Raw genomic sequence first — 23,511 nt, forward strand, 5'->3', positions numbered from 1 at the left:
CGGTCGCCGACATCCCGCGGTATCAAGCCGTTACCCCGCCGTTTCTCTAGCCCATTGACGGCGTGTGTCCGCGCTCACTACAGTCCCGGAAAACCGTCTGTAAAGTTTCCTAATAAAGGAGCAGCCAGGTGCGAGCCGGCAGTCCGCGAACGTTGCGCGAGATGAACGACCGCGCGGCGATCGAGGCGTTGCTGCGGAACGGGCCGCTCACGCGGGCCGAACTGGAGGCCGCCATCGGGCTGTCCAAACCCGCCACCGCGCAGCTGCTCACCCGGCTTGAGCAGGACAATCTCGTCGGCAAAGCCGGAGAACGCGCGGGCGGCGGCCGCGGACCGCGCGCTCAGCTGTGGGCGGTCAACGGCGGTCTCGCGCACGTCGCCGCCGTCGATCTCACCCCGCAGGTCGCCGACTTCGTGGTCGCCGATGTCGCCGGGGCGGTGCTCGCCGAGTACCGCGTGCAGCTTCCGGTGGCCGAGGGCGCGGACGTGGTCGGTTCGTTCGGGCAGGCGCTGCGCCGGGTCACCAAGGCCGCGGGCATGCAGCTCGACGATCTGGCCAATGTGGTCATCGGTGCGCAGGGCGCGTTCGATCCGCGCACCGGATTGCTGTCCTCGGCCCCGCACATCCCGGGCTGGCTCGGGTTCGACGTACCGGCGCGGCTGAGCGACGAACTCGGCGTCACGGTCAAGATCGAAAACGACGTGAACCTTGTCGCGGTTGAGGAAATGACCGTCGGCAACGCGCAGGACGTCGACGACTTCGTGCTGGTCTGGTTGTCCGAGGGCGTCGGCGGCGCGGTCGTCATCGGACGGCGGCTGCTGCGCGGCGCGACCGGTGGCGGCGGCGAGATCGACTGGATGCGCGTTCCCGATCCGGCCACTGTGGACACTGGCGACAGCTGGCCGACCGCCGGTGCGCGGTACGGAAATCTCGTCGATTCGTCCGCGATCATCCGGCTCGCCAAGGCGCACGGCATCTCCGCGGACAGCGGATGGGACGCCGTCACTCAGGCACGACACACGGCACACCAAGGGTTTCTGGAAGATCTCGCGCGCCGCGTCGCCAGCGGAGTCGCCAGCCTCGTCGCGGTCGCCGACCCGCAGCTCATCCTGCTGTGCGGCGAGACCAGCCGCGCCGGCGGCGACGAGTTCGCCGGGATCGTCGCGGAAAAACTGCACGAACTGGTCCTGCCGCGCACGCCCGTCGGCGTCGCTTCGGTGCAGGGCAACGCGGTGCGCGCTGGTGCGCTGCAGTCCGCGCTCGCCACCGCCCGTGAAGACGTCTTCGGCGTCGTCACCCCCACGCTCCTCGGGCCGCGTCGGTCCGCCGGAGAGCAAGCCCCGTCCCCGACCGAGTAGACCCACCCGAAGGACAGGAGGGTTCATGTCCGCTCCCACCCGCATCCGGAGGATCCCGCGCCGGCGCGGTTCTCTGCTGCTCAGCGCCGTCGCGGCGAGCACGCTGCTGGCGACCGCCGCGTGCGGTGCCGCCGCGCCCGCCGGCGGCGGTGACGCCGCCGCCCCGCCGAACAAGGACGACAAGCTCACCATCACCGTCTACAGCAAGTTCACCGACCGCGAATACGGCGTGGTCACGAAGGCGCTGGACAAGCTCAAGGCGAAGTTCCCCAACATCACCATCAAGCACGAGGGGAACCAGGACGACGACAAGCTCACCCAGTCGATCCGCGGCGGAAACCCGCCGGACGTGGCGATCTCGTTCTACACCGACAACCTCGGCGCGTGGTGCTCGACCGGCAGCTTCCAGGACCTGAAACCCTACATCGAGCGGGACAAGGTCGATCTCGAGCAGATCCCGCAGGCGGTCCGCGATTACACGTCGTACCAGGGCAAGCGGTGCGCGATGCCGATGCTCGCCGACGTGTACGGATTCTTCTACAACAAGACGCAGTTCGCGGCCAAGGGCATCGCCGGCCCGCCGAAGAACACCACGGAACTGTTCGAGGACGTCAAGAAGCTCACCGAGTTCAACCCGGACGGTTCGATCAAGACCGCGGGCTTCCTGCCGTCGATGCCGTTCTACGCCAACCAGGCGCAGTACTGGGCGCCGAACTTCGGGGCCAAGTTCATGGGTCCGGACGGCAAATCGTCGCTCGCTTCCAGCCCCGGCTGGAAGGAGATGTTCGAATTCCAGAAGAAGCTCATCGACTTCTACGGCGGGCACGAGAAGGTCGAGAAGTTCAAGGCCGGCCTCGGTGACGAGTACTCGAAGGACAACGGGTTCCAGACCGGCAAGCTGTCGATGATCTACGACGGCGAGTTCCGGACCGCGTTCATCAAGGACCAGGTGCCCTCGCTCGACTACGGCACCGCCCCGGCGCCCGTGCTCGACAGCCTGGCCAGCCAGTACGGCGGCGGGTTCGGCACCGGCACGATCATCGCGATCCCGAAGGGCGCGAAGAACCCCGGCGCGGCGTGGGAGCTGATCAAGCAGGCCTCGCTCGACACCGACACCCTCGTCGAGATGGCCAACGGCCTGAACAACGTGCCCAGCACCAAGGATTCGCTGAACTCGCCGAATCTGAAGATGCCGCCGCAGTTCAAGACCTTCACCGACATCTACAACAGCGGCAAGCTGGTCGCCAACCCGACCACGCCGATCGGCGACGCGTTCCTCAAGGCGGTCAACGACTTCGCCGAGAAGTGGCAGGCCGGGTCGGTTCCCGATCTGGACGCGGGCCTCAAGAAGGTCGACGCGCAGATCAACGACGAACTGGCGCAGAAGGGCGCCGGCGGATGACCACGCTGACCGCGGCGGAACCCGGAACCCCCTCCGCGCCGAACCAGGCGCGGAGGGGGTCTCCCCGGGCCAAGCGCAGGCGCACGGTGTTCTGGTTCATGGCGCCGGCGACGCTCGGGTTCCTCATCTTCTTCGCCTACCCGCTCGGCGCGACGCTGTTCTACTCGTTCACCCGCTACGACCTGATCAACCCTCCACAGTGGATCGGGTTCGACAACTACGTGCGCATGTTCACCAGCGAACCGCTGGTGAAAACCGCCGCGTACAACACGTTGTGGCTGGTGATCATCCTGACCGTCTGCCGGGTGCTGTTCTCGCTCGGCGTGGCGTCGGTGATTTCGCGGCTGAAGTCGGGCGTCGGCCTCGTCCGCACGCTCTGCTACCTGCCCGCGCTCGCCCCGCCCGCGGCCGCGACGCTCGCGTTCGTCTTCGTGTTCAACCCGGAATTCGGTCCGGTGAACCGATTCCTGCGGCTGGTGGGCATCGAGGGCGGATTGTGGTTCAACAGCCCGGAAATGTCGAAGCCCGCGCTGACCCTGCTCGCGCTGTGGGGTTCGGGCGAACTGATGATCATCATCCTGGCCGCGTTGCTGGACGTTCCGCAGGAGCAGTACGAGGCCGCGGAACTCGACGGGGCCGGTCCGGTGCGCCGGTTCTGGCACGTGACGCTGCCGTCGATCTCGCCGGTGCTGCTGTTCGGCGTGGTCAATTCGATGATCTACGCGCTGCAGTTCTTCACCCAGGCGATCGTCGCGTCGTCCGCTTCGGCGGGAACGGCCGACGTCGCCGGGAACTCGAAACTGATCGGTGCGCCGGAGAACTCGACGCTGACGTATCCGATCTGGTTGTACGTACAGGGTTTCCGGTATTTCAACATGGGTTACGCGGCGGCGATGGCCGTGCTGCTGCTCCTGGTTTCCGCCGGGTTCACCTGGCTGTTGGTGCGGCAGATGCGTAAGACGCAACATCAGGAGGACGGGGCATGACGACGCTTTCGGCACCGCCGCGTCCGGCCGCTCCGGTGCATCCGCGGGAGAAGTTCAAGCGGCGCTGGGACAAGAAACTGTCCTTTGTGGCCACCCACGCGGTCGGCATCGCGCTCGGCATGATCTTCATGCTGCCGTTGTTGTTCGTCTTCCTCACCTCGGTGATGAAGAGCGACCAGGCGATGACGTCGAGCCTGTGGCCGACGGAATGGCATTTCGAGAACTTCATCGAGGTGTTCAAGAAGGCCCCGCTGCTGGAGTACTTCGGCAACAGCCTGCTGTACTCGGCGCTGGCGACGGTCGGGGCGCTGCTCTCGGCGATCCCGGCGGCGTACGGGCTGGCGAAACTGCGGTGGCGCGGGCAGAACCTGTGCTTCATGCTCGTCGTCGTCGCGATGATGCTGCCGCCGCAGGTCACTGTCGTTCCGCTGTACGACCTGTGGGTGCGGCTCGGGTTCACCGGCACGCTGGTGCCGCTCATCGTTCCGTACTTCTTCTTCGACGCCTTCTCGATCTTCCTGCTTCGGCAGTTCTTCCTCACCATTCCGAAGGACTACCTCGAAGCGGCGAAGATCGACGGCTGCAACGAGTTCCGGGTGCTCACGCGGGTGCTGATCCCGATGGCGAAGCCGGGGATCGCGGCCACCGCGATGTTCTGCTTCCTGTTCACCTGGAACGACTATTTCGGGCCGCTGCTCTACACCGGCGAGAACAAAGACAACTGGCCGCTTTCACTGGCGATCGCGTCCTTCCGAGGCATGCACCACGTCGAATGGAACCTCACGATGGCCGCCACCGCGCTGATCATGCTGCCGGTGATCGTGCTGTTCGTGTTCGCGCAGAAGTCGTTCGTCAAGGGCATCACGTTCACGGGAGTCAAGGGATGAAACTGGCAGTGGTCGGCGGTGGGTCCACCTACACGCCGGAGCTGATCGACGGCATCGCCGGGCGGCGGGCCTCGCTCGACGTCGACGAGATCGTGCTGATCGACCCGGACGCCTACCGGGTCGAAGCGGTCGGCGATTTCAGCCAGCGGCTGCTGAACCACGCGGGACATTCGGCCCGCGTGCGCACCACCGCGAATCTGGAGGAGGGCGTCGACGGCGCGTCGGCGGTCCTCATCCAGTTGCGCGTCGGCGGGCAGAAAGCCCGCGCCTCGGACGAGACGTTCCCGCATCTGTGCGGTTGTGTCGGCCAGGAAACGACCGGTGCGGGCGGCCTGGCGAAGGCGCTGCGCACGGTGCCGGTGGTGCTCGACATCGCCGAACGCGTGCGCAAGGTCGCCGGTGACGACACCTGGATCGTCAACTTCACCAACCCGGTCGGCATCGTCACCCGCGCGCTGCTTCAGGAGGGCCACCGGGCGGTCGGCCTGTGCAACGTGGCGATCAACCTGCAGCGCAAGTTCGCGAAGCTGCTCGGCGCTTCGACCGGCGACGTCAAGTTGGTCCACACTGGACTGAACCACCTGAGCTGGGAACGCGGTGTCCTGGTCGACGGCGTCGACCGGCTGCCGGAACTCCTCGCGCAGCACGCGGAATACCTCGGCGAAGAGGTCAGCGTGCCGGTCGAGTGGATGCGGCGGATGCAGGCCGTGCCGTCGTACTACCTCAAGTACTACTACTCGCACGACGCGCAGGTCGCGAAGCAGCAGGCCGAGCGTCCGCGCGCCGAGGTGGTCAGCGACGTCGAGGAAGAACTGCTGAAGATCTACCTCGACCCGGAGCAGGTCACGAAGCCGGAGTCGCTGGAGAAGCGCGGCGGCGCGTACTACTCGGAGGCGGCGGTGCAGCTCGTGCACGCGCTCACTTCCGGGGGTGGCGCCGAGGAGCACGTGGTGAACGTCCGCAACAACGGCACGTTCGATTTCCTGCCGGACGACGCGGTCATCGAGGTTTCGTCCACTGTGGATTCGGCTGGCGCGACCCCGATCCCGCAGACCCCGGTCGACCCGCGGTTCGCCGGACTCATCGCCGGTGTCACGGCGTACGAGTACCTGGCTTTGGACGCCGCGATCAAGGGCGGCCGGGACCGGGTCGCGGACGCGCTGCTCGCGCACCCGCTGGTCGGCCAGTACACCAAGGCGGACCAGCTCGCGGACGAACTCGTCGCACGCAACCGGGATTTCCTGCCCTGGGCGCGGGCATGAGCGACACCGTCGTCGCGATCGACGGGGGGAACAGCAAGACCGAGGTGCTGGTGGTTTCGCGGGACGGCGTCGTGCTCGGCGCCTCTCGCGGCCCCGGCGTTTCTCCCCAGCGCGTCGGTGTCGACGGATGCGTTGCCGCACTGGAGGAATTCGTCCAGGAAGCCCTCCGCGCCGACGGGCTGCCGACCGAGCCGCCGTTCGCCGTGCACACCTCGGCCTACCTGGCCGGCCTCGACTTCCCCCGGGAAGAAGAGGCGCTGCACCGGGCTTTGTCGGCCCGCGGCTGGAGTTCCACTTTGGACGTCGGCAACGACGTGCTCGCGCTGCTGCGAGCCGGAAGTTCCGACGGCACCGGGGTTGCAGTGGTGTGCGGCGCCGGTATCAACGGTGCTGGCTTCGCCGCGGACGGCCGTTCGTATCGATTTCCCGCGCTGGGCAAGGTTTCCGGCGACTGGGGCGGCGGTTACCGGCTCGGCGAGGAGGCCCTGTGGTGGGCGGTCCGCGCGGAAGACGGTCGCGGTCCGCGAACTGCGCTGGAATCGGCGGTGGCGGAGTACTTCGGCGCCTCGACGCTGCTAGATGTGGTGCAGGGCTTGCACTTCGAGGAGATCGACGCCGCCTCGATCCACGGTCTCTGCCCGCTGTTGTTCGAGGTGGCCGCGTCCGGTGACGAGGTCGCGCAGGACGTGGTGACGCGGTTCGCCGAAGAAGTGAGCCTGCTGGTGGCGGCGATCATGCGCCGCCTGGACCTCACGACGTCCGCTCCCGAGGTCATCCTCGGCGGCGGCGTGCTGACCGGCGTCGGCGAGCCGGTGATCGCGGACATCGAACGGCGCTGCCTGAAGGTGGCACCGCGGGCGCAGGTGCGCGTGGTGGAGGTGAACCCGGTGGTCGGAGCCGCACTGTTCGGTTTGGACAAACTCGGTGCGTCGGAGTCGGCCAAAGCTGCGCTGAAGGCCGCGACGCAACGCGCGTGATCGAAGACCAATGGGCGCAGATGAAAACCTGTCAGTCCTGCTAACCGGCAGATGCCGCTTGACTTGGGGTGAGGGACCAGGTTAAGCGGCTTTTTTTAATCAGTTCCTGCTCCTATCCGGCAACTCGCCAGGAGTCTTGGGCTGTGCTGCTTAGCTGGGTGACCACTGGCCGAGACGTCTTTCGCCCTCTCGGCCCGCCGCAAGCTTCGACGCGGTGCGGTTCAGAAACACGTCCCGTAGAAGCTGCGGCAGGAACGTCACCGCAATCGAAGATTTTCCGCCCGGAAGAGTCCGAAGCCGCGACAGCACTAATCCGCTAGCTAGCTCGTGAAGCTGGAACAATATCCTATATTGAAGCCTTGTCATTCAATGCCGGTATTGCCCTGCGAAGCTCGGAAGCAACATATTCGATATCTTGCTTGGTGTTTCGATAGTCGAATCGCATGTATTGAAACCTGGAAATTCTGGAAACATCACCTGGTAAATCTTCTGCATCTATTCTCGACACTCCTGACAGCAAGATCGGTATCACCGTAATCTTTCGCGCTAGCGCCTTGGCTATCTCGGTGTGCACCCAGTCAAGGCTGCCGTCCTCGGAGAACTTGCCAGTCCACCCCGGACCCACAACGACCAGCATCGCCACACATTCGTCAACGGCAGCATTTATGTATTCTTCATAGTCCGCCCCTGCGGGTATTGATCTGCCTGCGCGAAAGACCCTGTCTTCACCAAATATTCGCGAAAGTGCATCATCGAGAAAAGCTGCCGCATAAGCGTCATCAAGCCGTCGATAGTTGATGAATATCTTCGTCAAAGAAATAGGCCAATCGCTTGTCGGTCGCATCGGGTTGAATAGAGTGTACACACTAGCTTGAGCCTACGGTATGATCTCAGCTCGCAGGAGCCCGTCCCAAACTTGGAAGACTCGTACTGCTAGCGCCTCGGCCGAATGGACGACTGATGACCGAATCGACGGCCCCCACGCCTCCAGGGGTCGATGAAAGGTTGCTACTGCTGCAGTGGCACATCGACCGCTATGACCGCCTCCGGTCTTCAACGTCCTCGCGGGCTGCCGTTCTCCTGAGTGCCAATGCTGCACTGTTGGCTGGAACTATTCTGCTCGTGAATAGTTTGCTGCAAAATTCAGGTGTTGCCCAACCGGCCGCTTGGGCTATGAGAATTCTCGCGACTTTTTCTATCGTGTCAAACGCGATCTCGGTAGCATCTTGCACTAATGCTGTTGCTGCATGGCGGACAACGCGACAGCTGCACGTGAAGGAAATACCAAGCCGGTTCGCCTTCAATTGGGGCGACACGCTGCGTTCGGTTGATGGATTTAGCGACTTTGCAAGTAAGCTTGACTCGCTCGAGCGTGAAGAGATTTGCAGTAATGCGACAGCTGAGCTGTGGACTGCGATACTTCAGCATAAGCGTCGACATAAATACCTGAGGCATGGAATACATTCGTTCAGGGCTGGCGCTTTGCTCTTCCTGTGCATCGCTGTGGTTTTGCTGTTCTTCCAAAAATAAATCGATGCTGCGGGTAACAGGCGCGAATTAGCGACTTAGGCGTTTGTCGACAGCTTCCATGTGTTTGTTTCCTGTTGTCGACCCGGGCGGAAGCGTCGTAGTGTGGTTGAGGGTGGTTCATGGTTGGCGATCTTGTGCAGATGAATGGCTGACCCGTCTGTGTGGCAACAATATCGGTCCAGTCTTGCGTAGTCGTTATCACGGCCACGGCCACGGCCACGGCCACGCTCCGGCTTCGGTTTCACCAGCAACCGGCGTGACTTCAACAGGGTCTAGGCGTGGGCTATTGGCTGACGGACAGTCATTTTCCCGATGGCAAACCCCGGGTGCTTTAGTCGTGTCAGGCGAGCAAGCGCGCTCCAGCATTGCGGAAGCAAGGGTCCTGCCTTGCTGTGGGGTGGCTGCCCAAGCGAGCAGCCACCCCCACCTCGGGTCAGGCCGCGATTCCCTTGCCGGTCTCCAGAACCGACTTCAGGTCGGACAGGATCCATGCCCAGCCGCCGCCCGCGTTCTCGCCCGGACCGGCGTTGACGTCCTCGTGCTGGCCGGAAACGAGCGCCGCGTGGTTCGGCGCGCCGGTGACGTCGTGGGTGACGGTCAGCCGGGTGCCGGCGGTCTGCGTTTGCTCGATGTCGTAGGTGACCGTGGTGTACGGCTCGGCGAGGAGACTCGGGTCCATCTGCAGTTTCCACGTGACCACCAGCTTGCGCGGCGGATCGACCTCGAGCACTTCGCCGTCAAGGAGATCGCTGGTGAAGCCGGAGTCGATGAACTCCTGGGTCGGCTTGGTGCGGTGCTTGCCGCCGCGTTTGAGGTCGTATTCGGCCAATCCGGTGTAGCCGTACTTCTGCGTCCACTCCGGCTTGGTGATGGCGTCCCACACCGCCTGCGGGGTCGCCTTGATGTAGACGCGGTTGATCTGCACGGTCTCGGTCATTTTTCTGGCTCCTTCTGGGGATTTTCGGCTTCGAGCCGGGCCTTGAGGTCCAGCAGCGCCGAGGTGTGGTGTGCGGTGTACTTGTCGATCCAGCGGTCGTGGATCTGCCGGATCGGGATCGGGTTCAGGAAATGCCGCTTCTCCCGCCCCTCCTTGCGCGAGGTGACCAGCTCGGCCTCCTCGAGCAATTTGAGGTGTTTCATCACCCCGAACCGGGACATGTCCACTTCGGACTCCAGCTCGGTGAGCGTGCGGCCGTCACGCGCGTAGAGCAGGTCGAGCAGGAACCGGCGGGTCGGATCCGCCAGAGCCTTGAAAACCAGGTCCTCGTCGGGCACGCACCGAGAATAGGTGACCAAAAGGTCACATGTCAACCAAGCGAACGGCCGCCGGGCTCCACGCGAGGTGAAGCCCGGCGGCCGGAGGTCCGAGCGCTGGTGCGGAGCGCTAAAGCAGCGCTCCCAACGGCAGGATCAGCGCGATCGCCACCACCGAGATCACCGTTTCCATCACCGACCAGCTCTTCAGCGTCTGCCCGACCGACATCCCGAAGTACTCCTTGACCAGCCAGAACCCGGCGTCGTTCAGGTGCGAGAAGAAGAGCGACCCGGCGCCGATGGCCAGCACCAGCAGCGCGTTGTGCGTCGGGTCCAGCGTCGCGGCCAGCGGGGCCACGATGCCCGCGGCGGAGACCGTCGCGACCGTCGCCGAACCCGTCGCCAGGCGGATCGCCACCGCGACCAGCCAGCCGAGCAGCAGCGGGGACAGGTGCGCGCCCTTGGAGAGGCTGGTGATCACGTCGCCGACGCCGGCGTCCACGAGGGTCTGCTTGAACCCGCCGCCCGCGGCCACGATCAGCATGATCCCGGCGATCGGGCCGAGGGAATCGCTGATGATCGACGACAGCCGTTCCCGGTTCAGCCGCGCCGGGCGGCCCAGCACGACCATGCCGACGAGGACCGCCAGCAGCAGCGCGACGAGCGGGTCGCCGATGAAGTCGAGGACTCGGCGGACCGGGTTTCCCTTGTCCGCCAAGATGTCCGCGAGTGCCTTGGCCAGCATCAGGACGACCGGCAGCAGCACCGTGCACAGCGTCGCGAAGAAGCTCGGACGGTGCTTTTCGTCGGTGCCCTCGGATTCCGGGACCAGCCGGGCGGGCGGTTCGGCGTCGGGCACCATCTTCGCGGCCAGGCGGCCGAACAGCGGACCGGCGATGATCACGGTGGGGAGGCCGACCAGCAGGCCCAGCCCCAAGGTGAGGCCGACGTTGGCGTTCAGCGAACCGGCGGCGGCCAGCGGGCCGGGGTGCGGCGGGATCAGGCCGTGCAGCACCGACAGTCCGGCCAGTGCCGGGATTCCCAGCAGCAGCACCGGTTTCCCGCTGCGCTTGGCGACCAGCAGCACCACCGGGATCAGCATCACGAGGCCGATCTCGAAGAACATCGGCAACCCGATCAGCGCGGCCACCAGCGCCATCGCCCATGGCAGCCCGCCGCCGCGGACCCGGCCGAGCACGGTGTCGACGATCCGGTCCGCGCCGCCGGAATCGGCGAGCAGTTTGCCCAGCATCGCCCCGAAAGCGATCAGCACGCCGACGGAGGCGACGGTGCTGCCGACGCCGTTGGTGAAGCTCTTCAGCAGTTTGTCCACCGGCATCCCGGCGACCAGGCCGAGCACGCCGGAGCCCAGCGTGAGCGCGAGCAGCGGATGCAGTTTGACCTTGCTGATCAGCACCACGATCACGGCGATGGCGAGCACCGTGGCGAGGATCAGCCGGGTGTCGTGGCCGGTCCAGCCGGCGGCGAGGGTGCTCATGCGCGCTCCCGGTACGCGGTGAGAGCCGACTTGACGAGGTCGGCGGGGGGACGGCTGATGTCGAATGTTTCGCCCGGCTCGTCCGGCTCGAGCGGTTCGAGGTCGGCGAGCTGGGAATCGAGCAGCGAGACCGGCATGAAGTGGCCGGTGCGGGTCTTCATCCGCTCGGCGAGCACGTCGCGCGTGCCGTTCAGGTGCAGGAACCACACGTCCCAGCCGCCGCGCAGCACGTCGCGGTAACGCCGCTTCAGCGCGGACGAGCTGACCACGCCGCCGCTGTCCTGGTGCTCGGCGATCCACAACGCGATCGCGGCCAGCCACGGCTCCCGGTCTTCGTCGGTGAGCGGATGGCCCGCGGTCATTTTTTCGATGTTGGCTCGCGGGTGGAAGGTGTCCGCCTCGGCGTATTCGACGCCGAGCTCCTCCGCGACCGCCTTGCCGACCGTCGTCTTGCCCGAGCCCGATACGCCCATCACCACGATGACTGCCATGCGCACCTCCCACGTCTTTGTGCCTTGGAGAGTCAAACTCAAAAGTACTACTTAATCAAGAAGAAGTAGTACTTAATCGAGTCAGAGGGTTAAGTTAAGCCAGTGGGGAATGATCGGCACGAGGAGATGCTCGACGAGCTCGGCGCGGCCATCGCCAGCGGCGAGCTGCCGCCGGGCGCGGTGTTGCGCTCGGAGGAGCTGCAGGAGCGGTACGGGGCTTCGCGGACGGTGGCCCGCGAGGTGGTCCGGGTCCTCGAGACGATGGGGTTGACCAGCAGCCGCCGCCGCGTCGGGGTCACCGTCCGCGAGCCGGCCGAGTGGAACCACTATGACCCGAGGTTGATCCGCTGGCAGCTCGACGGCGCTGACCGGGCGACCGCGCTGCGCACGCTGACCGAACTCCGCTCCGCCGTCGAGCCGTGCGCCGCCCGGTTCGCCGCGATCCGGGCGACCCCGGAGGAGCGCGGGCGGCTGCGCGCGCTGGCGGTGCATCTTCAGCGAACGGCGCGCGCCCGTGATCTCGACACCTTCCTGGGCCACGACGTCGCCTTCCACGATCTGCTGCTGTCCGCCTCGCGGAATCCGATGTTCGCGCAGCTGTCCTCAGTGGTCGCCGAAGTGCTCGCCGGCCGTACCGAGCACGGTCTGATGCCGGACGAACCGCAGCCCGAGGCGGTCGCGCTGCACATCGAGGTGGCGGAGGCGATCGACCTGGCCGAGCCGGTGCGCGCCGAACGCGCGATGCGCGACATCGTGGAGCAGGCACGCGACGAAATCGCCGCCGCGGTGTCGAGTAATCTCGGCGGCTGAATCGTCCACGTTCGGGGGGCTACAGGTGAGCGCGGCGCGCGCGATCGGCTTGATTCTCGGTTTGGCCGCCGACGGAGCACTCGGCGATCCGCGGCGACGGCCGCCCGTCACCGCCTTCCGCCAGGTGGTCACGGCCACCGGTTCCCGGCGCGCGGCCGGTTTGGGAATCGCTGGTGCCGCAGTGGCCGCCGGAGTGCTGGTCGAGCGCAGCGGCCGACGCAGCCCGGTGCTGCAGGCGACGGCGACGGCGGTCGCGACTTGGGCGGTCGTCGGCGCGGCGGGGTTGGCCACGCAGGGCACGGAACTGGCTCGCGATCTCGAAGAGGGCCGTCTGGAGCCCGCGCGCGACACACTGTCCGAACTGGACCCGCGCGTCACCGATGGTCTCAGCACGATCGGGCTTTCCCGGGCGTCCGTGGAAACTCTGGCCGAGAATACGTCCGAAGTGGTCGTCACGCCGCTGCTGTGGGGCGCGGTCGCTGGCGTGCCTGGACTGCTCGCGGCGCGCACGATCGGTCTGCTGCGCCGTCTGCTTCCCGGGCACTGGGCGATCGACCGGCTCGACGAACTCGTCCACCTTCTGCCGACCCGCGTGGCGGCTGCGTTGACCGTTTTGGGCGCGCCAGTTGTCGGCGGTTCCGCCGGTGGCGCGTGGCGGGCTTGGCGGCGCGACACGATCGCGCATCCGAGCCCGAACGCCGGTCGGGTCGAGGCGGCTTTCGCTGGGGCGTTGGAGATTCGCGTCGGCGGGCGGACTGAGTATCCGCAGGGCGTCGTGGAGTTGCCGGTGCTGGGGGTGGGCCGGAATCCGGACGCCGGGCATGTGATGCGTGCGGTGGAGCTGTCCCGAGTGGTCGGTTGGCTGGCCGCCGGGACGTCGGTGGTTTTGGCGGTCCTGACCGGAGTGCGCCGCCGAAACCCTTGAGCCGTCAGGGTTTCAGGTGGGCGATGGCTTCCGCGTCGTTGAAACCGTCCCTTTCGGACAGCAGTGCGCCGATCCGCTGCCGGTCCTCGGATTTCTTGTTCCCGCCGTACTTGAACTTCGCCCGCACCTCGGTCACCGTCAGCTCGATGCCGCGAATCCCGGGCAGCAGCCGCCGATCCGGAGCGTCCACAGCGGACACTGGAGTGCGCTTGCCGTCCGGCTCGAAGTGCGCCAGCTGGTGGTTCAGCAGCGCCGCCTTTTCCTCCGGATCGTCGACGAGCCGGACGTCGCAGGCCAGCTGGACGCTCGCGTAGTACGAAGTGGGCACGCCGAGCGCGGGGTCGTCGGCGGTGTTCCAGTCCGACCGGATGTAGGTGTAATCGCCGGTCACTGTCAGCAGGGCGCGCGGGTGTTCCTCCAGCAGCGGCCACACCGGGTTCGGCCGGGCGAGGTGCAGGCGGACGGTCGCGTCGCCGTCGAAGACGAAGTGCGTCGGCACCACCACCGGGAGATCACGGCCGCGGCCGCCGGCGACCAGTTCGCCGAAGTCGTGTCCGGCGAGCCAGTCCCGCCATTCGCTCTCGTCCGCGGTGTCCCAGGGGTGGATCAGCATGCCACCAGTATCAGCGCCGCGAGTGGCCCGCACAAAGGGCCATTTTCCGGCGAAACGACCAGGCCACTCAGGCGGTCGGGGTGTACTCGTCCTCGTCTTCGGCGAGCATCTCCGCGACGGACTTGCGCCGGCCGCCCTTCGGGCGCTCGGTCGTCAGCGCACCGCCCGGACGCAGCTCGCGGACCGTGAAGTACAGCCAGCCCAGCAACGCCATCGTGCCGAACGCCAGCCACTGCAGCGCGTACGAGAAGAACGGGCCCGATTCGAGCTGCGGCAGCGGCAGCGGGCTGAGCACGCCGGGCTGGTTCTGGTCGAGCTGGAAGTAGCCGGGCCGGATGGTGAGGCCAGACGACTTCGCGACCACGCGCGAGTCGACGGTGTAGCTCTGCAGCTTCCCGTTCGTCGACGCGTCGGCGAACGCTTCGCGGTTCTTCGGGTCCGTTTCGTCGCTTCGCACGCGCGCGACGACCGTCACCTGTCCACCCGGCGCTGCTGCGTACGGGAGCACGCCGGAGTCACTGCTGAGCCCGACGTAGCCGCGGTCGATGAGGTACACAGTGCCGTCGGTGGCGCGAAGCGGCGTGAGGACTTCGTACGCGCCTTGGCCCTGCACAGTGCGCAGCCGCGCGACAACCTCGGCTGAAGGCAGGTACGTGCCGGTGATCGACACCAGGTGCCACTCGGTGTTCTTGTCCGGCTTCGTCCCGGGCGGCAACAGCTGTGCCGCGGGAGCGGGCTTCGCGGTGAACGACGTGGTCAGCGCGTTGTTCTGGGTGACCTGCTCGCCGTCGCGGCGGAACTGCCAGGGGGCCAGCAGCGTGTAACAGCAGATGGCGAAGGTGAACACCACCACTGTTAACGCCAGCCATCCCGGCCGGAGCAGAAACCGCAACCGCACCCCTCTACGGTAGGCCGTCGCGTTCCGTGCGCGCACCCGGACCGGACGTCACGCCTGTTCGCGGACCCAGTCGAGCAGTCCCGGCACGCTCCGCTCGATCATTCCGAGCACGTCCTCGAAGCCGTCGTCACCGCCGTAATACGGGTCCGGCACCTCGGCGCCCTCCGGAGCGGACGGGTCGAAGGAGCGCAGCAGCCGCACCCGCGAAGGGTCTTCGACGCGGGACTGCAGGAACCCCAGGTGACTCTCGTCAGCGGCGAGCAGCAGATCGGCTTCGAGCTCTTCATCGCTGACCTCGGCCGCGATGTGCTCGGTGGGGTAGCCGTGCGCCTTCAACGTGGCGCGCGCCCGGCGGTCGGCCGATTCGCCGACGTGCCACGGGCCGGTGCCCGCGCTGGACACGCGCACGGCGTCGGAGAGACCCGCGTCGGCGAGCTTCTCGCGGAAGACGAGTTCGGCCATGGGGGAGCGGCAGATGTTTCCGGAGCAGACAAAGACCAGCGTGGGCACTTTTTCGGTCGTCACGCACGGGAGCGTAGCTGTGGGGTCGCTGAACGCCTGGTCGTTGTGGGGAGCAAGGGAAATGGCCCTGGTACTGCAGCGGTTCGCCGAGGCAACTGGCGATGGCCGCGACGCTCAGCCCGACGCTGCGGCGATCGCGTTCCTGACCGACGAAGTTTGCGAGGGTCAGGTTCAGCAGCCGTGCCTTCGGCTTCAATCTCGTTGACCGCCGACTAGACCTCAGGAGGGTTGACCCCGTCGGGGTCAGCGAGCATCGGTGGGAGGGCGCGGGCATGCTTCGCAGTCCCCCAGAGCGATCGTGCGAGGATCCCCAGGTGCCTGCATTAGCCGAGATCATCGCTGTCCTCGAACGCAGTTACCCGCCCCGTCTGGCGGAAAGCTGGGACGCGGTCGGGCTCGTCTGCGGAGACCCGGCCGAGGACGTGCGTCGCGTGTTGTTCTGTGTCGACCCGGTCGAGGAGACGCTTGCCGAGGCCGAGGAAATCGGCGCGCAGCTGATCGTCGCGCACCATCCGCTGTTGCTGCGCGGCGTGCACGGCGTCCCCGCGGACACCGCCAAGGGCTCGCTCGTGCATCGGATGATCCGCGGCGGCATCGCGCTCTACTGCGCGCACACCAACGCCGACTCGGCCGACCCCGGTGTGTCCGACGCGCTCGCGGAGGCCATCGGACTCAAGGTCGACCGGCCGCTCGACCCGCACGAACCGGGCGGTGCCACCGGGATCGGCCGGATCGGGCACCTGCCCGCCGCCGAGCCGTTCGCGCAGTTCGTCCAGCGGGTCGCCGACGCGTTGCCCGCCACCGTGCCGGGGGTTCTCGGGGCAGGAGACCCGGACCGGCCGATCCGCACCGTCGCGGTGTCCGGCGGCGCGGGCGACTCCTATCTCGCGAAGGCGACGGCCGAGGGCGTCGAGGCGTACGTGACCGCGGATCTGCGCCACCATCCGGCCGGCGAACACCTCGCATCCGCCGGAACCGTGCCCGCGCTGGTCGGTCTCACGCACTGGGCCAGCGAGTGGCCGTGGTGCGGACAGGCCTCGGCCCTTGTCGGCGCGGCCTTTGCGGGTACCGTCGAAGCTCACGTCTCCACGCGGTGCACCGACCCGTGGACCATCCGCGCTACCGCCCAGTAACTAAATCAGGGAGCACAGTGAAGGCCGACCCCGCCGTCCAGCGTCAGCTGCTCGAACTCGCGAAGGTGGACGCCGAGCTTTCGCGCGTCGCGCACCGCCGCCGCACCTTGCCCGAGCTCGCCGAGATCGAGGCCGGGGAGAAGACCGTCCGGGAGAAGCGCGACGCGCTCGTGTCCGTCCAGACCGCGTCCTCGGACCTCGACCGGGAAATCGCCCGGCAGGAGAAAGAGATCGAATCGGTGCGGGCGCGCGAGGACCGCGACCGCAAGTTGCTGGAATCCGGGTCAGTCAGCGCCAAGCAGATGACCGACGTCGAGCACGAGCTGCAGACGCTCGGCCGCCGCAAGGGCGCGCTCGAGGACGACCTGCTGGAGCTGATGGAGCAGCGCGAGGCGCTGGGCCTGGACGCGCAGCGCACCAGCGCCGAGGTCGACAAGGCGGCGCAGGAGGTCGAGGCGGCCAAGGCCCGTCGTGACGAGGCGTTCAAGGACCTCGACACCACCGAGGCGCGGCGCAAGGAAGACCGCGCGAAGCTGCTGCCGCGTTTCCCGGAGCCGCTGCTCAAGCTGTACACCCGCGTCTACGATCACAAGGGCATCGGCGCGGCGCTGCTGCGGGCCCGCCGGTGCGGCGCGTGCCAGCTGGATATCGACCGCAACGCCATCTCCGAGATCAAGACCGCGGCCGAGGACAGCGTCGTGCAGTGCGAGAACTGCGGCGCGATCCTGGTCCGCACGCTGGAGTCGGGCCTGTGACCGAACGGGCGATCGTCGAGGCGGACGGCGGATCCCGGGGCAACCCGGGTCCGGCGGGCTACGGCGCGGTCGTGAAGGACGCGGCCACCGGAGAGGTGCTCGCGCAGCGCCACGAATACCTCGGCATCGCCACGAACAACGTCGCGGAGTACTCCGGGCTCGTCGCCGGGCTCGCCGCTGCCGCCGAACTCGGAGTGTCCATTGTGGACGTCCGGATGGATTCGAAGCTCGTCGTGGAGCAGATGTCCGGGCGGTGGAAGATCAAGCACGCCGCGCTGCAGCCGCTGGCCGCGCAGGCGCGCGAGATCGCGGCGGGCTTCGAGCGGGTCGACTACACCTGGATCCCGCGCGCGGAGAACTCGCACGCCGACCGGCTCGCGAACGTCGCGATGGACAGCGCCGGGTCCGGCGCCACCTCGCCCGCCCCGGTCGCCGCGGCGCGGCCGAAGGCCAAGGCCGCCGAATCGGACCGGGTGTCCCCGGCGGGCTGGACCGGAGCCCGCGGCACGCCCACCAAACTGCTCCTGCTGCGCCACGGCCAGACCGAGATGTCGGTCGACCGCCGCTACTCCGGGCGCGGCGACGTCCCGCTCACCGAACACGGCCGGAGCCAGGCCGCCGCGGCCGCCAAACGGCTGGCCGCGATGCCGGGGCTGATCGGCGAGGACGGCGAACCGGCTCCGATCGTCTCGTCGCCGCTGATCCGCACGAAGCAGACCGCGCAGGCGGTCGCCGACGCGCTCGGCGGCCGGGTCGAGACGCACCCCGGCCTCATCGAGACCGACTTCGGCGAATGGGAGGGCCTCACCTTCGGCGAGGCCGCGCAACGGGATCCGGAACTGCACCGCTGCTGGCTGAGCGATTCGTCCTGCCCGCCGCCCGGCGGCGAGAGCTTCGACGCGGTCCACAAGCGGGTCGGCACGGCCCGCCGCGACCTGGTCGAGCAGTACGACGGGCGCACGGTCCTCGTGGTCAGCCACGTGACGCCGATCAAGACCCTGCTGCGGATGGGGCTCGACGCCGGACCGTCGCTGCTGTTCCGGCTGCACCTCGACCTGGCGTCGCTGTCGATCGTCGAGTTCTATCCGGACGGCAACGCCTCGGTCCGGTTGGTCAACGACATCTCGCATCTGTCCTGAACAGGGCTGATGTGAGGTGGATCACGGTCGGGGATGACGTGTGAAACGCCCCGGATGAGGTATTGGCTAGAGTGCGGTGTCGACCGCGGCGCCGCGGCGCAGGTCCCGGCCGGGACTTCAAGGGGGGCGCAGGCTCGTGCGTTTCTTCGGCAGAATCCGCAAGTGGAAACAGTGACGAGGACATGACGGCTAGCGCACTCACCGCAGTATCCGAGCCCGACCTGCCGGGGGACGAGACGACCGACCCGCCAGCACGGTTCAAGCTCAGCTGGCTGGCGTCGACGCTGGCGGTGCTGGCCGGCGTGGCCGCCCTCGCCTGGCACGCCACCCGCTACGGGCACTGGATCGTCGACGACGCGGCCATCACGTTCTCCTACGCGCGCAGCGTCGCCGACGGGCTCGGCCCGGTGCTGGCCCCCGGCGCGCCGCCGGTGGAAGGCTTCTCCGACCCGACCTGGATGATCCTGCTCGCGCTGGGCAAGGTCGCCGGCCTCTTCGACAAGGGCCTGCTGTTCGGCATCCCGGACTACGTGCTGTTCCCCAAGCTGCTCGGCCTGTTCTTCGCCGCGGGCATCCTGGTGCTGTGCCACCTGGTGGCCCGGCAGGTGTTCCGCAGGCACGCGTGGGCGATCACGCTGGCCACCGGCCTCGGGCTGGCGGCGATCCCGTCGTTCGTGATCTGGGTGGTCTCCGGCCTCGAGAACTCGCTGTTCGCGTTCTTCACCACCGCGCTCGCCGCGTTGCTGTTCACCGCGCTGCGCAAGGAAAACTCGCTGTCGTTCAAGGTCGCGATCGTCGCGGGCGTGCTCGTCGCGGCCGCCGCGCTGACCCGGCCGGAAGGCCTGATCTACGCCAGCGCGTACCCGATCGTCCTGCTGTTCGGCGTGAAGCGCGAGGGTTTCTGGCCCAGCCTCCGGTCCGCACTGGTCTCCATCGCGGCCTTCGCCGTGCTGTTCGGCGGCTACGTCGTCTGGCGCTACACGGAATTCCACCGGCTGCTGGCCAACCCGTCGGTCGCCAAGAAGCAGGGCCTGCCCACCTTCGCCTCGATCATCCGGCCGCACCAGCTGGTGGAGTACGCGGGCATCGCGCTGACGCTCGTGCTGCTCGCCGTGGTCGTCTGGGCGCTGGTCAAGGCTCCGTGGCGGCGTCCGCTGATCGGGCTGGTCACGCCGCTCGCGCTCGGCGTCATCGCGTACGGCGTGATGGTTCCGGACTGGATGGCGCAGTACCGCTTCGCGACGCCGGTGTGGGTGCTCGGCACGCTGTGTGGCGTCATGGCCGTCGCGGAGCTGCTGCGTTCGCTGACGCAGGTGCGCTGGCGGGCCCTCGCAGCGCTCGTGCTCGTGGCCGCGTCCGTCCCGTCGGCGATCGGTTTCGTGCAGCACGACGAGGAGTTCATCAAGAGCCCCACCGTGCCGGCTTGCCTGATCGCCGACCGGTTCGGCCGCGGCTTCAACACCTACGCGGACATGCTCGGCCTGCAGCACGCGTCGCTGCTGCTGCCGGACCTCGGCGGCTCGTCGATGACCAGCCGGCTCGAACTGGTCGACATGGCGGGCCTGGTCAACGCGCCGATCGCGGACCTCACGCACAAGGAAGACATCGCCGGCCTGCGCGACTACGTCTTCGACACGGTGAAGCCGACCTTCATCCACTCGTGGGGCCCGTGGGCGGACGGCAACGAGATCAGCATCGACCCGCGCATCGACCGCGACTACGTCCCGATCCTGGTGTACCCCGGCCCGGGCAAACGCCAGGGCGACTTCGTCCGCAAGGACGCGGTCACCGACCCGGCGAAGCTCGCCGCCGTCCAGCACTACGCGCAGGTCACCATGATGAACGTGGAAGCGCAGCGGTTCGGGGACGGTCTGGACGATTGTGGTCCGACGTTGTCGCGTGGCAGCACGGTCGCGCCGCGCGGTTAGAGCGCTAGCCACAGCGCGCACGTCGCCGCTGCTAGTGACATCGGGATCGCGAGCGCGCCGAGTTTCAGGAGTTCGTTTAAGAGCGGATGTTGGCCGTGCTGGACGACGCGTCGCCACAGCGGTGTCGTGAGCGAACCGCGGGTGTCCGTGATGAGCGTGGGGGCGCAGCGGTTCGGGGACGGTCTGGATGACTGTGGTCCGACGTTGTCGCGCGGCAGCACGATCGCGCCGCGCGGTTAGAGCGCTAGCCACAGCGCGCACGTCGCCGCTGCCAGTGTCAGCGGCGTCGTGAGCGCGCCAAGCTTGAGGAATTCGCGCACCGGCGGATGTTGTCCGTGCCGGACCACAACACGGCGCCACAGCAGCGTCGCGAGCGAACCGAGGTAGGTCGCGTTCGGGCCGATGTTCACGCCCAGCAACACGGCGAGCAGCACACCCTGATTCGGGTGCGGGCCGAGCACGGACAGCAGGATCAGCGTCGCGGGCAGGTTGTTGACGACGTTCGCCAGCACCGCCGCGACGGTTGCGGCGAGGAGTAGTTCGGGCAGCCCGGCGGTGGTCGGCAGGATCGTGCGCAGCAGACCGCCGAGGACGTGCTCGTCGACCGCCTCGACCACCACCGCGAGGGCGAGCACGAAGAGGATCAGCAGCGGGGACGCTTCGGTGAGCACCTGCCACGGCCGGATCTTCCGCTCTGCCAAGGCTTTCGTCGCAAGGACGAGGGCAGTCAGCGCGGCGATCCAGACCGGTTCGACGTGCACCAGTTGTCCCGTCGCGAATCCGGCCAGCATGACTGCCAGCACGACGAGCGTGAAGACCGGCGCTTCGCGGTGTTCGGGGCGGCGGGTGCTGGCCGGTTCGCGGAGGTCCTTGCGGAAGAACCAGGCGAACGCGGCGAGTTCGACGGCGAGCGTGACGAGCCACGGCAACGCCATCAGTGCGGTGAAACCGGCGAAGGTCAGGCCGGAAGCGCTGAAGGCGAGCAGGTTCGTCAGGTTGGAGACGGGAAAGAGCGTGGACGCCGAGTTGGCCAGGTGTGCGCACGCGTAGACGTGCGGGCGCGCGGTCAGTTTCAGTTCTGCGGCGGTGGCGAGGACGACCGGGGTCAGCAGGACGACGGTCGCGTCGAGACTGAGCACGGCAGTGACGATCGCCGCCGCGGCGAAGGTGAGCAGCAGAAGCCGTGGCTGCCGGCCGCGGCAGATTTCGGCGAGTTCGGCGCCTAGCCAGGTGAACACACCCTCGGCCGCGGCGAGGTGGCTGACCAACAGGATCGCTGCGAGAAAGCCCATCGTCGGCAGCATCTGGACGACCCGCTCGCCTGCGTCGTGCGGCGAAGTCAGGCCGAGCGCGAGGACGACACCGGCGGCGGGGACCGCGAAGACAGCTTCGGGGAGGCCGCGCGGGCGCGCCATGGCGAACCAGAGCGTTCCGGCCAGAAGCAGCAGGGACAGGGGACCGTTCACCCCCGAACGCTAGCTGTCGCGTGAGGTCAGATCCCCGCCGGTTCCGGAACTCCCGCGCCGCGCTCCAGCACCCGCTCCTTCTCCCGGATCACCGGCAGCACCGCCCGGCCGAAGTGCTCGACGTCCTCCAGATAGTGCAAAAACCCGAGCAGCAACAGGTTCGCGCCGCGCTTTTTGTACTCGATCGCCCGATCCGCGATCTGTTCCGGCGTCCCGATCAGCCCGGTCCGGAATCCGTCGTTGTACTGCACCAGGTCCGCGAACTCCGAATCCGCCCACATGCCCTTGGCGTCCGAAGTGGACTTCCCGGCCTGCGCGACCGCCGAGCGGAACCCTTCGACGGCGGGCACGTTCGCCTTCGCCACGATCTCCCCCAAAACCGCGCGCGCCTCGGCTTCGGTCTCGCGGGCGAGCACGAACCCGTTGAGCCCGAACCGCACCGCGTGGTCGTTCTCCGCGGCGTACCCGCGCACCTCGTCGACCTGCTCGCTGAAACCGGTGAAATCCTTGCCGTTGCTGAAATACCAGTCCGAAACGCGACCGGCCAGCTTGCGCGCGGCAGTGGAGTTGCCGCCTTGGAAGACCTCCGGATGCGGCCGCCCGGGACCGGCGACCGGTTTGGGTTTGATGTCGAAATCGTGGATCCGGTAGAAATCGCCGCCGAACTCGGCGTGGTCGTCGGTCCACAATTGTTTGAGCACGCGGATGAACTCCTCCGAGCGGCGGTAGCGCTCGTCGTGTTCCAGCCACGGTTCGCCGAGTCCGGTGAACTCGTCTTTGAACCAGCCGCTGACCACGTTCACCGCGGCTCGGCCGCCGGAGATGACGTCCGCGCTGGCGATGAACTTCGCGAGCACGCCGGGCTGCCACAGTCCGGGGTGGACGGCCGCGATGACCTTCAGCCGTTGCGTCGCGAGCAGCAGCGCCAGGCTGAAACCGGTGGATTCGTGCTGGTAGGCGGCACCGTAGCTGGCCGTGTAGCGGACCTGGGTGAGCGCGTACTCGAAGCCGTTGTTCTCGGCGAGCACGGCCAGGTCGCGGTTGTACTCGTAGCCCCAATCGGTGCGCTGTTCGATGTCGCTGGTGACCAGGCCGCCGCTCACATTCGGGACCCAGTAAGCGAATTTCAGGGGTTCGTGCGGTTCGGGTGCGGACATGGCGGGAGTGAAACAGCGGCCGGGCCCCGGGGCCAAGGGCGTCCACGCGGTGGAATGTGCCAGCCGGTGCCGGGGGCCGCGCCGGCTCCCGGGTAGGCTGTTTCGGCGGACGAGCTGGCAGGACGGTCGCGGCCCGGGTTCTCCCGGACCGAGGAAAGTCCGGACTCCGCAGGGCAGGGTGGTTGCTAACGGCAACCCGGGGCGACCCGCGGGACAGTGCCACAGAAAACAGACCGCCCCCGCTTCACGGCGGGGGTAAGGGTGAAACGGTGGTGTAAGAGACCACCAGCATCCCGGGTGACCGGGATGGCTCGGTAAACCCCACCCGGAGCAAGGCCAAGAGGGAGCAACGCTCCTGCGCAGGCGATCGAGGGCGGCCCGCCCGATGCCTGCGGGTAGGCCGCTGGAGCCTGCCGGCGACGGCAGGCCGAGATGGATGACCGTCGCCCGGTCCGCCGCGAGGCGGCCCGGGAACAGGATCCGGCTTACATGCCAGCTCGTCCGCCCGATCGCTACGATC

At 67.5% G+C, this 23,511-nt stretch carries 23 protein-coding genes and 1 other RNA gene; 14 read left to right on the forward strand and 10 right to left on the reverse strand.

All coding sequences use genetic code 11. The annotated features are described in order from the left end of the window. Positions 1–128 precede the first annotated feature (128 nt). Genes ACZ7SW_RS21930 through ACZ7SW_RS21955 form a run of 6 tightly spaced genes read left to right on the forward strand, consistent with a single transcriptional unit; the run spans position 129 to position 6,872 of the window. Positions 129–1,358, forward strand: coding sequence for an ROK family transcriptional regulator (locus ACZ7SW_RS21930; protein WP_470232258.1), 1,230 nt, complete (start codon positions 129–131; stop codon positions 1,356–1,358). 25 nt (positions 1,359–1,383) lie between these two features. Next, entirely contained in the window at positions 1,384–2,760 is a 1,377-nt protein-coding gene (locus ACZ7SW_RS21935) for an extracellular solute-binding protein (protein WP_470232259.1), read from the forward strand. Further along, positions 2,757–3,746 (forward strand): carbohydrate ABC transporter permease, encoded by a 990-nt coding sequence (locus ACZ7SW_RS21940; RefSeq protein WP_470232260.1) that lies wholly within the window; start codon positions 2,757–2,759, stop codon positions 3,744–3,746. The genes ACZ7SW_RS21935 and ACZ7SW_RS21940 overlap by 4 nt, the downstream gene beginning before the upstream one ends. Next, positions 3,743–4,633 (forward strand): carbohydrate ABC transporter permease, encoded by an 891-nt coding sequence (locus ACZ7SW_RS21945; protein ID WP_470232261.1) that lies wholly within the window; start codon positions 3,743–3,745, stop codon positions 4,631–4,633. The genes ACZ7SW_RS21940 and ACZ7SW_RS21945 overlap by 4 nt, the downstream gene beginning before the upstream one ends. Beyond that, positions 4,630–5,895, forward strand: coding sequence for a 6-phospho-beta-glucosidase (locus tag ACZ7SW_RS21950; RefSeq protein WP_470232262.1), 1,266 nt, complete (start codon positions 4,630–4,632; stop codon positions 5,893–5,895). Before ACZ7SW_RS21945 ends, ACZ7SW_RS21950 begins: the two co-directional genes overlap by 4 nt. Further along, entirely contained in the window at positions 5,892–6,872 is a 981-nt protein-coding gene (locus ACZ7SW_RS21955) for an N-acetylglucosamine kinase (RefSeq protein ID WP_470232263.1), read from the forward strand. Before ACZ7SW_RS21950 ends, ACZ7SW_RS21955 begins: the two co-directional genes overlap by 4 nt. 346 nt (positions 6,873–7,218) lie before the next feature. Here ACZ7SW_RS21955 and ACZ7SW_RS21960 read toward each other — a convergent pair whose 3' ends face one another. Then, entirely contained in the window at positions 7,219–7,686 is a 468-nt protein-coding gene (locus ACZ7SW_RS21960; protein WP_470232264.1) for a TIR domain-containing protein, read from the reverse strand. A gap of 146 nt (positions 7,687–7,832) precedes the next feature. Between ACZ7SW_RS21960 and ACZ7SW_RS21965 the strand changes: the two genes are divergently transcribed. Then, positions 7,833–8,402, forward strand: coding sequence for a Pycsar system effector family protein (locus tag ACZ7SW_RS21965; RefSeq protein WP_470232265.1), 570 nt, complete (start codon positions 7,833–7,835; stop codon positions 8,400–8,402). Positions 8,403–8,835: 433 nt separating this feature from the next. Here the strand turns inward: ACZ7SW_RS21965 and ACZ7SW_RS21970 are convergent, their stop codons facing one another. From ACZ7SW_RS21970 to ACZ7SW_RS21985, 4 genes are all read right to left on the reverse strand, one after another. Next, positions 8,836–9,339 (reverse strand): SRPBCC domain-containing protein, encoded by a 504-nt coding sequence (locus ACZ7SW_RS21970; protein ID WP_470232266.1) that lies wholly within the window; start codon positions 9,337–9,339, stop codon positions 8,836–8,838. Continuing rightward, complete coding sequence (locus ACZ7SW_RS21975; RefSeq protein ID WP_470232267.1) at positions 9,336–9,677, reverse strand: ArsR/SmtB family transcription factor; 342 nt, start codon at positions 9,675–9,677, stop codon at positions 9,336–9,338. Before ACZ7SW_RS21975 ends, ACZ7SW_RS21970 begins: the two co-directional genes overlap by 4 nt. 109 nt (positions 9,678–9,786) lie before the next feature. Further along, positions 9,787–11,154 (reverse strand): GntT/GntP/DsdX family permease, encoded by a 1,368-nt coding sequence (locus tag ACZ7SW_RS21980; RefSeq protein ID WP_470232268.1) that lies wholly within the window; start codon positions 11,152–11,154, stop codon positions 9,787–9,789. Then, positions 11,151–11,645, reverse strand: a complete 495-nt coding sequence (locus tag ACZ7SW_RS21985) for a gluconokinase (RefSeq protein ID WP_470232269.1) — start codon at positions 11,643–11,645, stop codon at positions 11,151–11,153. Before ACZ7SW_RS21985 ends, ACZ7SW_RS21980 begins: the two co-directional genes overlap by 4 nt. 126 nt (positions 11,646–11,771) lie before the next feature. On the opposite strand from ACZ7SW_RS21985, the gene ACZ7SW_RS21990 reads away from it, so the two are divergent. Continuing rightward, positions 11,772–12,455 carry a FadR/GntR family transcriptional regulator gene (locus ACZ7SW_RS21990; protein ID WP_470232329.1) on the forward strand — a complete coding sequence of 228 codons (684 nt, stop codon included), beginning with the start codon at positions 11,772–11,774 and terminating at the stop codon, positions 12,453–12,455. A gap of 25 nt (positions 12,456–12,480) precedes the next feature. Continuing rightward, positions 12,481–13,380, forward strand: a complete 900-nt coding sequence (locus ACZ7SW_RS21995) for a cobalamin biosynthesis protein CobD/CbiB (RefSeq protein ID WP_470232270.1) — start codon at positions 12,481–12,483, stop codon at positions 13,378–13,380. 4 nt (positions 13,381–13,384) lie between these two features. On the opposite strand, the gene ACZ7SW_RS22000 is transcribed toward ACZ7SW_RS21995, so the two are convergent. The 3 genes from ACZ7SW_RS22000 to ACZ7SW_RS22010 form a co-directional block, all read right to left on the reverse strand. Beyond that, a complete protein-coding gene (locus ACZ7SW_RS22000; RefSeq protein WP_470232271.1) occupies positions 13,385–13,993 on the reverse strand; it encodes an FMN-binding negative transcriptional regulator in 609 nt (202 codons plus the stop codon). 67 nt (positions 13,994–14,060) lie between these two features. Further along, entirely contained in the window at positions 14,061–14,891 is an 831-nt protein-coding gene (locus tag ACZ7SW_RS22005) for an SURF1 family cytochrome oxidase biogenesis protein (protein WP_470232272.1), read from the reverse strand. Between the two features lie 48 nt (positions 14,892–14,939). Continuing rightward, on the reverse strand, positions 14,940–15,401 hold the full coding sequence (locus ACZ7SW_RS22010; RefSeq protein ID WP_470232330.1) for a low molecular weight protein-tyrosine-phosphatase: 462 nt from the start codon (positions 15,399–15,401) through the stop codon (positions 14,940–14,942). A gap of 326 nt (positions 15,402–15,727) precedes the next feature. On the opposite strand from ACZ7SW_RS22010, the gene ACZ7SW_RS22015 reads away from it, so the two are divergent. From ACZ7SW_RS22015 to ACZ7SW_RS22030, 4 genes are all read left to right on the forward strand, one after another. Further along, the gene (locus tag ACZ7SW_RS22015; protein ID WP_470232273.1) at positions 15,728–16,546 is read left to right on the forward strand and encodes a Nif3-like dinuclear metal center hexameric protein; all 819 of its coding nucleotides are present in this window, start codon (positions 15,728–15,730) and stop codon (positions 16,544–16,546) included. A 17-nt stretch (positions 16,547–16,563) separates the two neighbouring features. Further along, positions 16,564–17,301, forward strand: coding sequence for a zinc ribbon domain-containing protein (locus ACZ7SW_RS22020; RefSeq protein WP_470232274.1), 738 nt, complete (start codon positions 16,564–16,566; stop codon positions 17,299–17,301). Further along, positions 17,298–18,440, forward strand: a complete 1,143-nt coding sequence (locus tag ACZ7SW_RS22025; RefSeq protein WP_470232275.1) for a bifunctional RNase H/acid phosphatase — start codon at positions 17,298–17,300, stop codon at positions 18,438–18,440. The genes ACZ7SW_RS22020 and ACZ7SW_RS22025 overlap by 4 nt, the downstream gene beginning before the upstream one ends. Before the next feature lie 182 nt (positions 18,441–18,622). Beyond that, positions 18,623–20,368, forward strand: a complete 1,746-nt coding sequence (locus ACZ7SW_RS22030) for a hypothetical protein (RefSeq protein ID WP_470232276.1) — start codon at positions 18,623–18,625, stop codon at positions 20,366–20,368. A 236-nt stretch (positions 20,369–20,604) separates the two neighbouring features. On the opposite strand, the gene ACZ7SW_RS22035 is transcribed toward ACZ7SW_RS22030, so the two are convergent. Both ACZ7SW_RS22035 and sfnG read right to left on the reverse strand, forming a co-directional pair. After that, on the reverse strand, positions 20,605–21,834 hold the full coding sequence (locus tag ACZ7SW_RS22035) for an SLC13 family permease (RefSeq protein WP_470232277.1): 1,230 nt from the start codon (positions 21,832–21,834) through the stop codon (positions 20,605–20,607). A gap of 26 nt (positions 21,835–21,860) precedes the next feature. Continuing rightward, complete coding sequence (gene sfnG, locus ACZ7SW_RS22040) at positions 21,861–22,991, reverse strand: dimethylsulfone monooxygenase SfnG (RefSeq protein ID WP_470232278.1); 1,131 nt, start codon at positions 22,989–22,991, stop codon at positions 21,861–21,863. 110 nt (positions 22,992–23,101) lie between these two features. Here sfnG and rnpB point away from each other — a divergent pair. Beyond that, an RNA gene (gene rnpB, locus ACZ7SW_RS22045) (RNase P RNA component class A) lies at positions 23,102–23,495 on the forward strand. Positions 23,496–23,511 lie beyond the last annotated feature (16 nt).

The organism is Amycolatopsis sp. NPDC114484 (genome assembly GCF_055633755.1).

What these genes read in the sequence shown, in the direction of transcription:
- ACZ7SW_RS21990 (WP_470232329.1), top strand. Translation starts at nt 11,772, where the DNA reads ATGCTCGACGAGCTCGGCGCGGCCATCGCCAGCGGCGAGCTGCCGCCG.
- ACZ7SW_RS21945 (WP_470232261.1), top strand. Translation starts at nt 3,743, where the DNA reads ATGACGACGCTTTCGGCACCGCCGCGTCCGGCCGCTCCGGTGCATCCG.
- ACZ7SW_RS21950 (WP_470232262.1), top strand. Translation starts at nt 4,630, where the DNA reads ATGAAACTGGCAGTGGTCGGCGGTGGGTCCACCTACACGCCGGAGCTG.
- ACZ7SW_RS21935 (WP_470232259.1), top strand. Translation starts at nt 1,384, where the DNA reads ATGTCCGCTCCCACCCGCATCCGGAGGATCCCGCGCCGGCGCGGTTCT.
- ACZ7SW_RS22000 (WP_470232271.1), bottom strand. Translation starts at nt 13,993, where the DNA reads ATGCTGATCCACCCCTGGGACACCGCGGACGAGAGCGAATGGCGGGAC.
- ACZ7SW_RS21940 (WP_470232260.1), top strand. Translation starts at nt 2,757, where the DNA reads ATGACCACGCTGACCGCGGCGGAACCCGGAACCCCCTCCGCGCCGAAC.
- ACZ7SW_RS21985 (WP_470232269.1), bottom strand. Translation starts at nt 11,645, where the DNA reads ATGGCAGTCATCGTGGTGATGGGCGTATCGGGCTCGGGCAAGACGACG.
- ACZ7SW_RS21955 (WP_470232263.1), top strand. Translation starts at nt 5,892, where the DNA reads ATGAGCGACACCGTCGTCGCGATCGACGGGGGGAACAGCAAGACCGAG.
- ACZ7SW_RS21965 (WP_470232265.1), top strand. Translation starts at nt 7,833, where the DNA reads ATGACCGAATCGACGGCCCCCACGCCTCCAGGGGTCGATGAAAGGTTG.
- ACZ7SW_RS21970 (WP_470232266.1), bottom strand. Translation starts at nt 9,339, where the DNA reads ATGACCGAGACCGTGCAGATCAACCGCGTCTACATCAAGGCGACCCCG.
- sfnG (WP_470232278.1), bottom strand. Translation starts at nt 22,991, where the DNA reads ATGTCCGCACCCGAACCGCACGAACCCCTGAAATTCGCTTACTGGGTC.
- ACZ7SW_RS21980 (WP_470232268.1), bottom strand. Translation starts at nt 11,154, where the DNA reads ATGAGCACCCTCGCCGCCGGCTGGACCGGCCACGACACCCGGCTGATC.
- ACZ7SW_RS22030 (WP_470232276.1), top strand. Translation starts at nt 18,623, where the DNA reads ATGACGGCTAGCGCACTCACCGCAGTATCCGAGCCCGACCTGCCGGGG.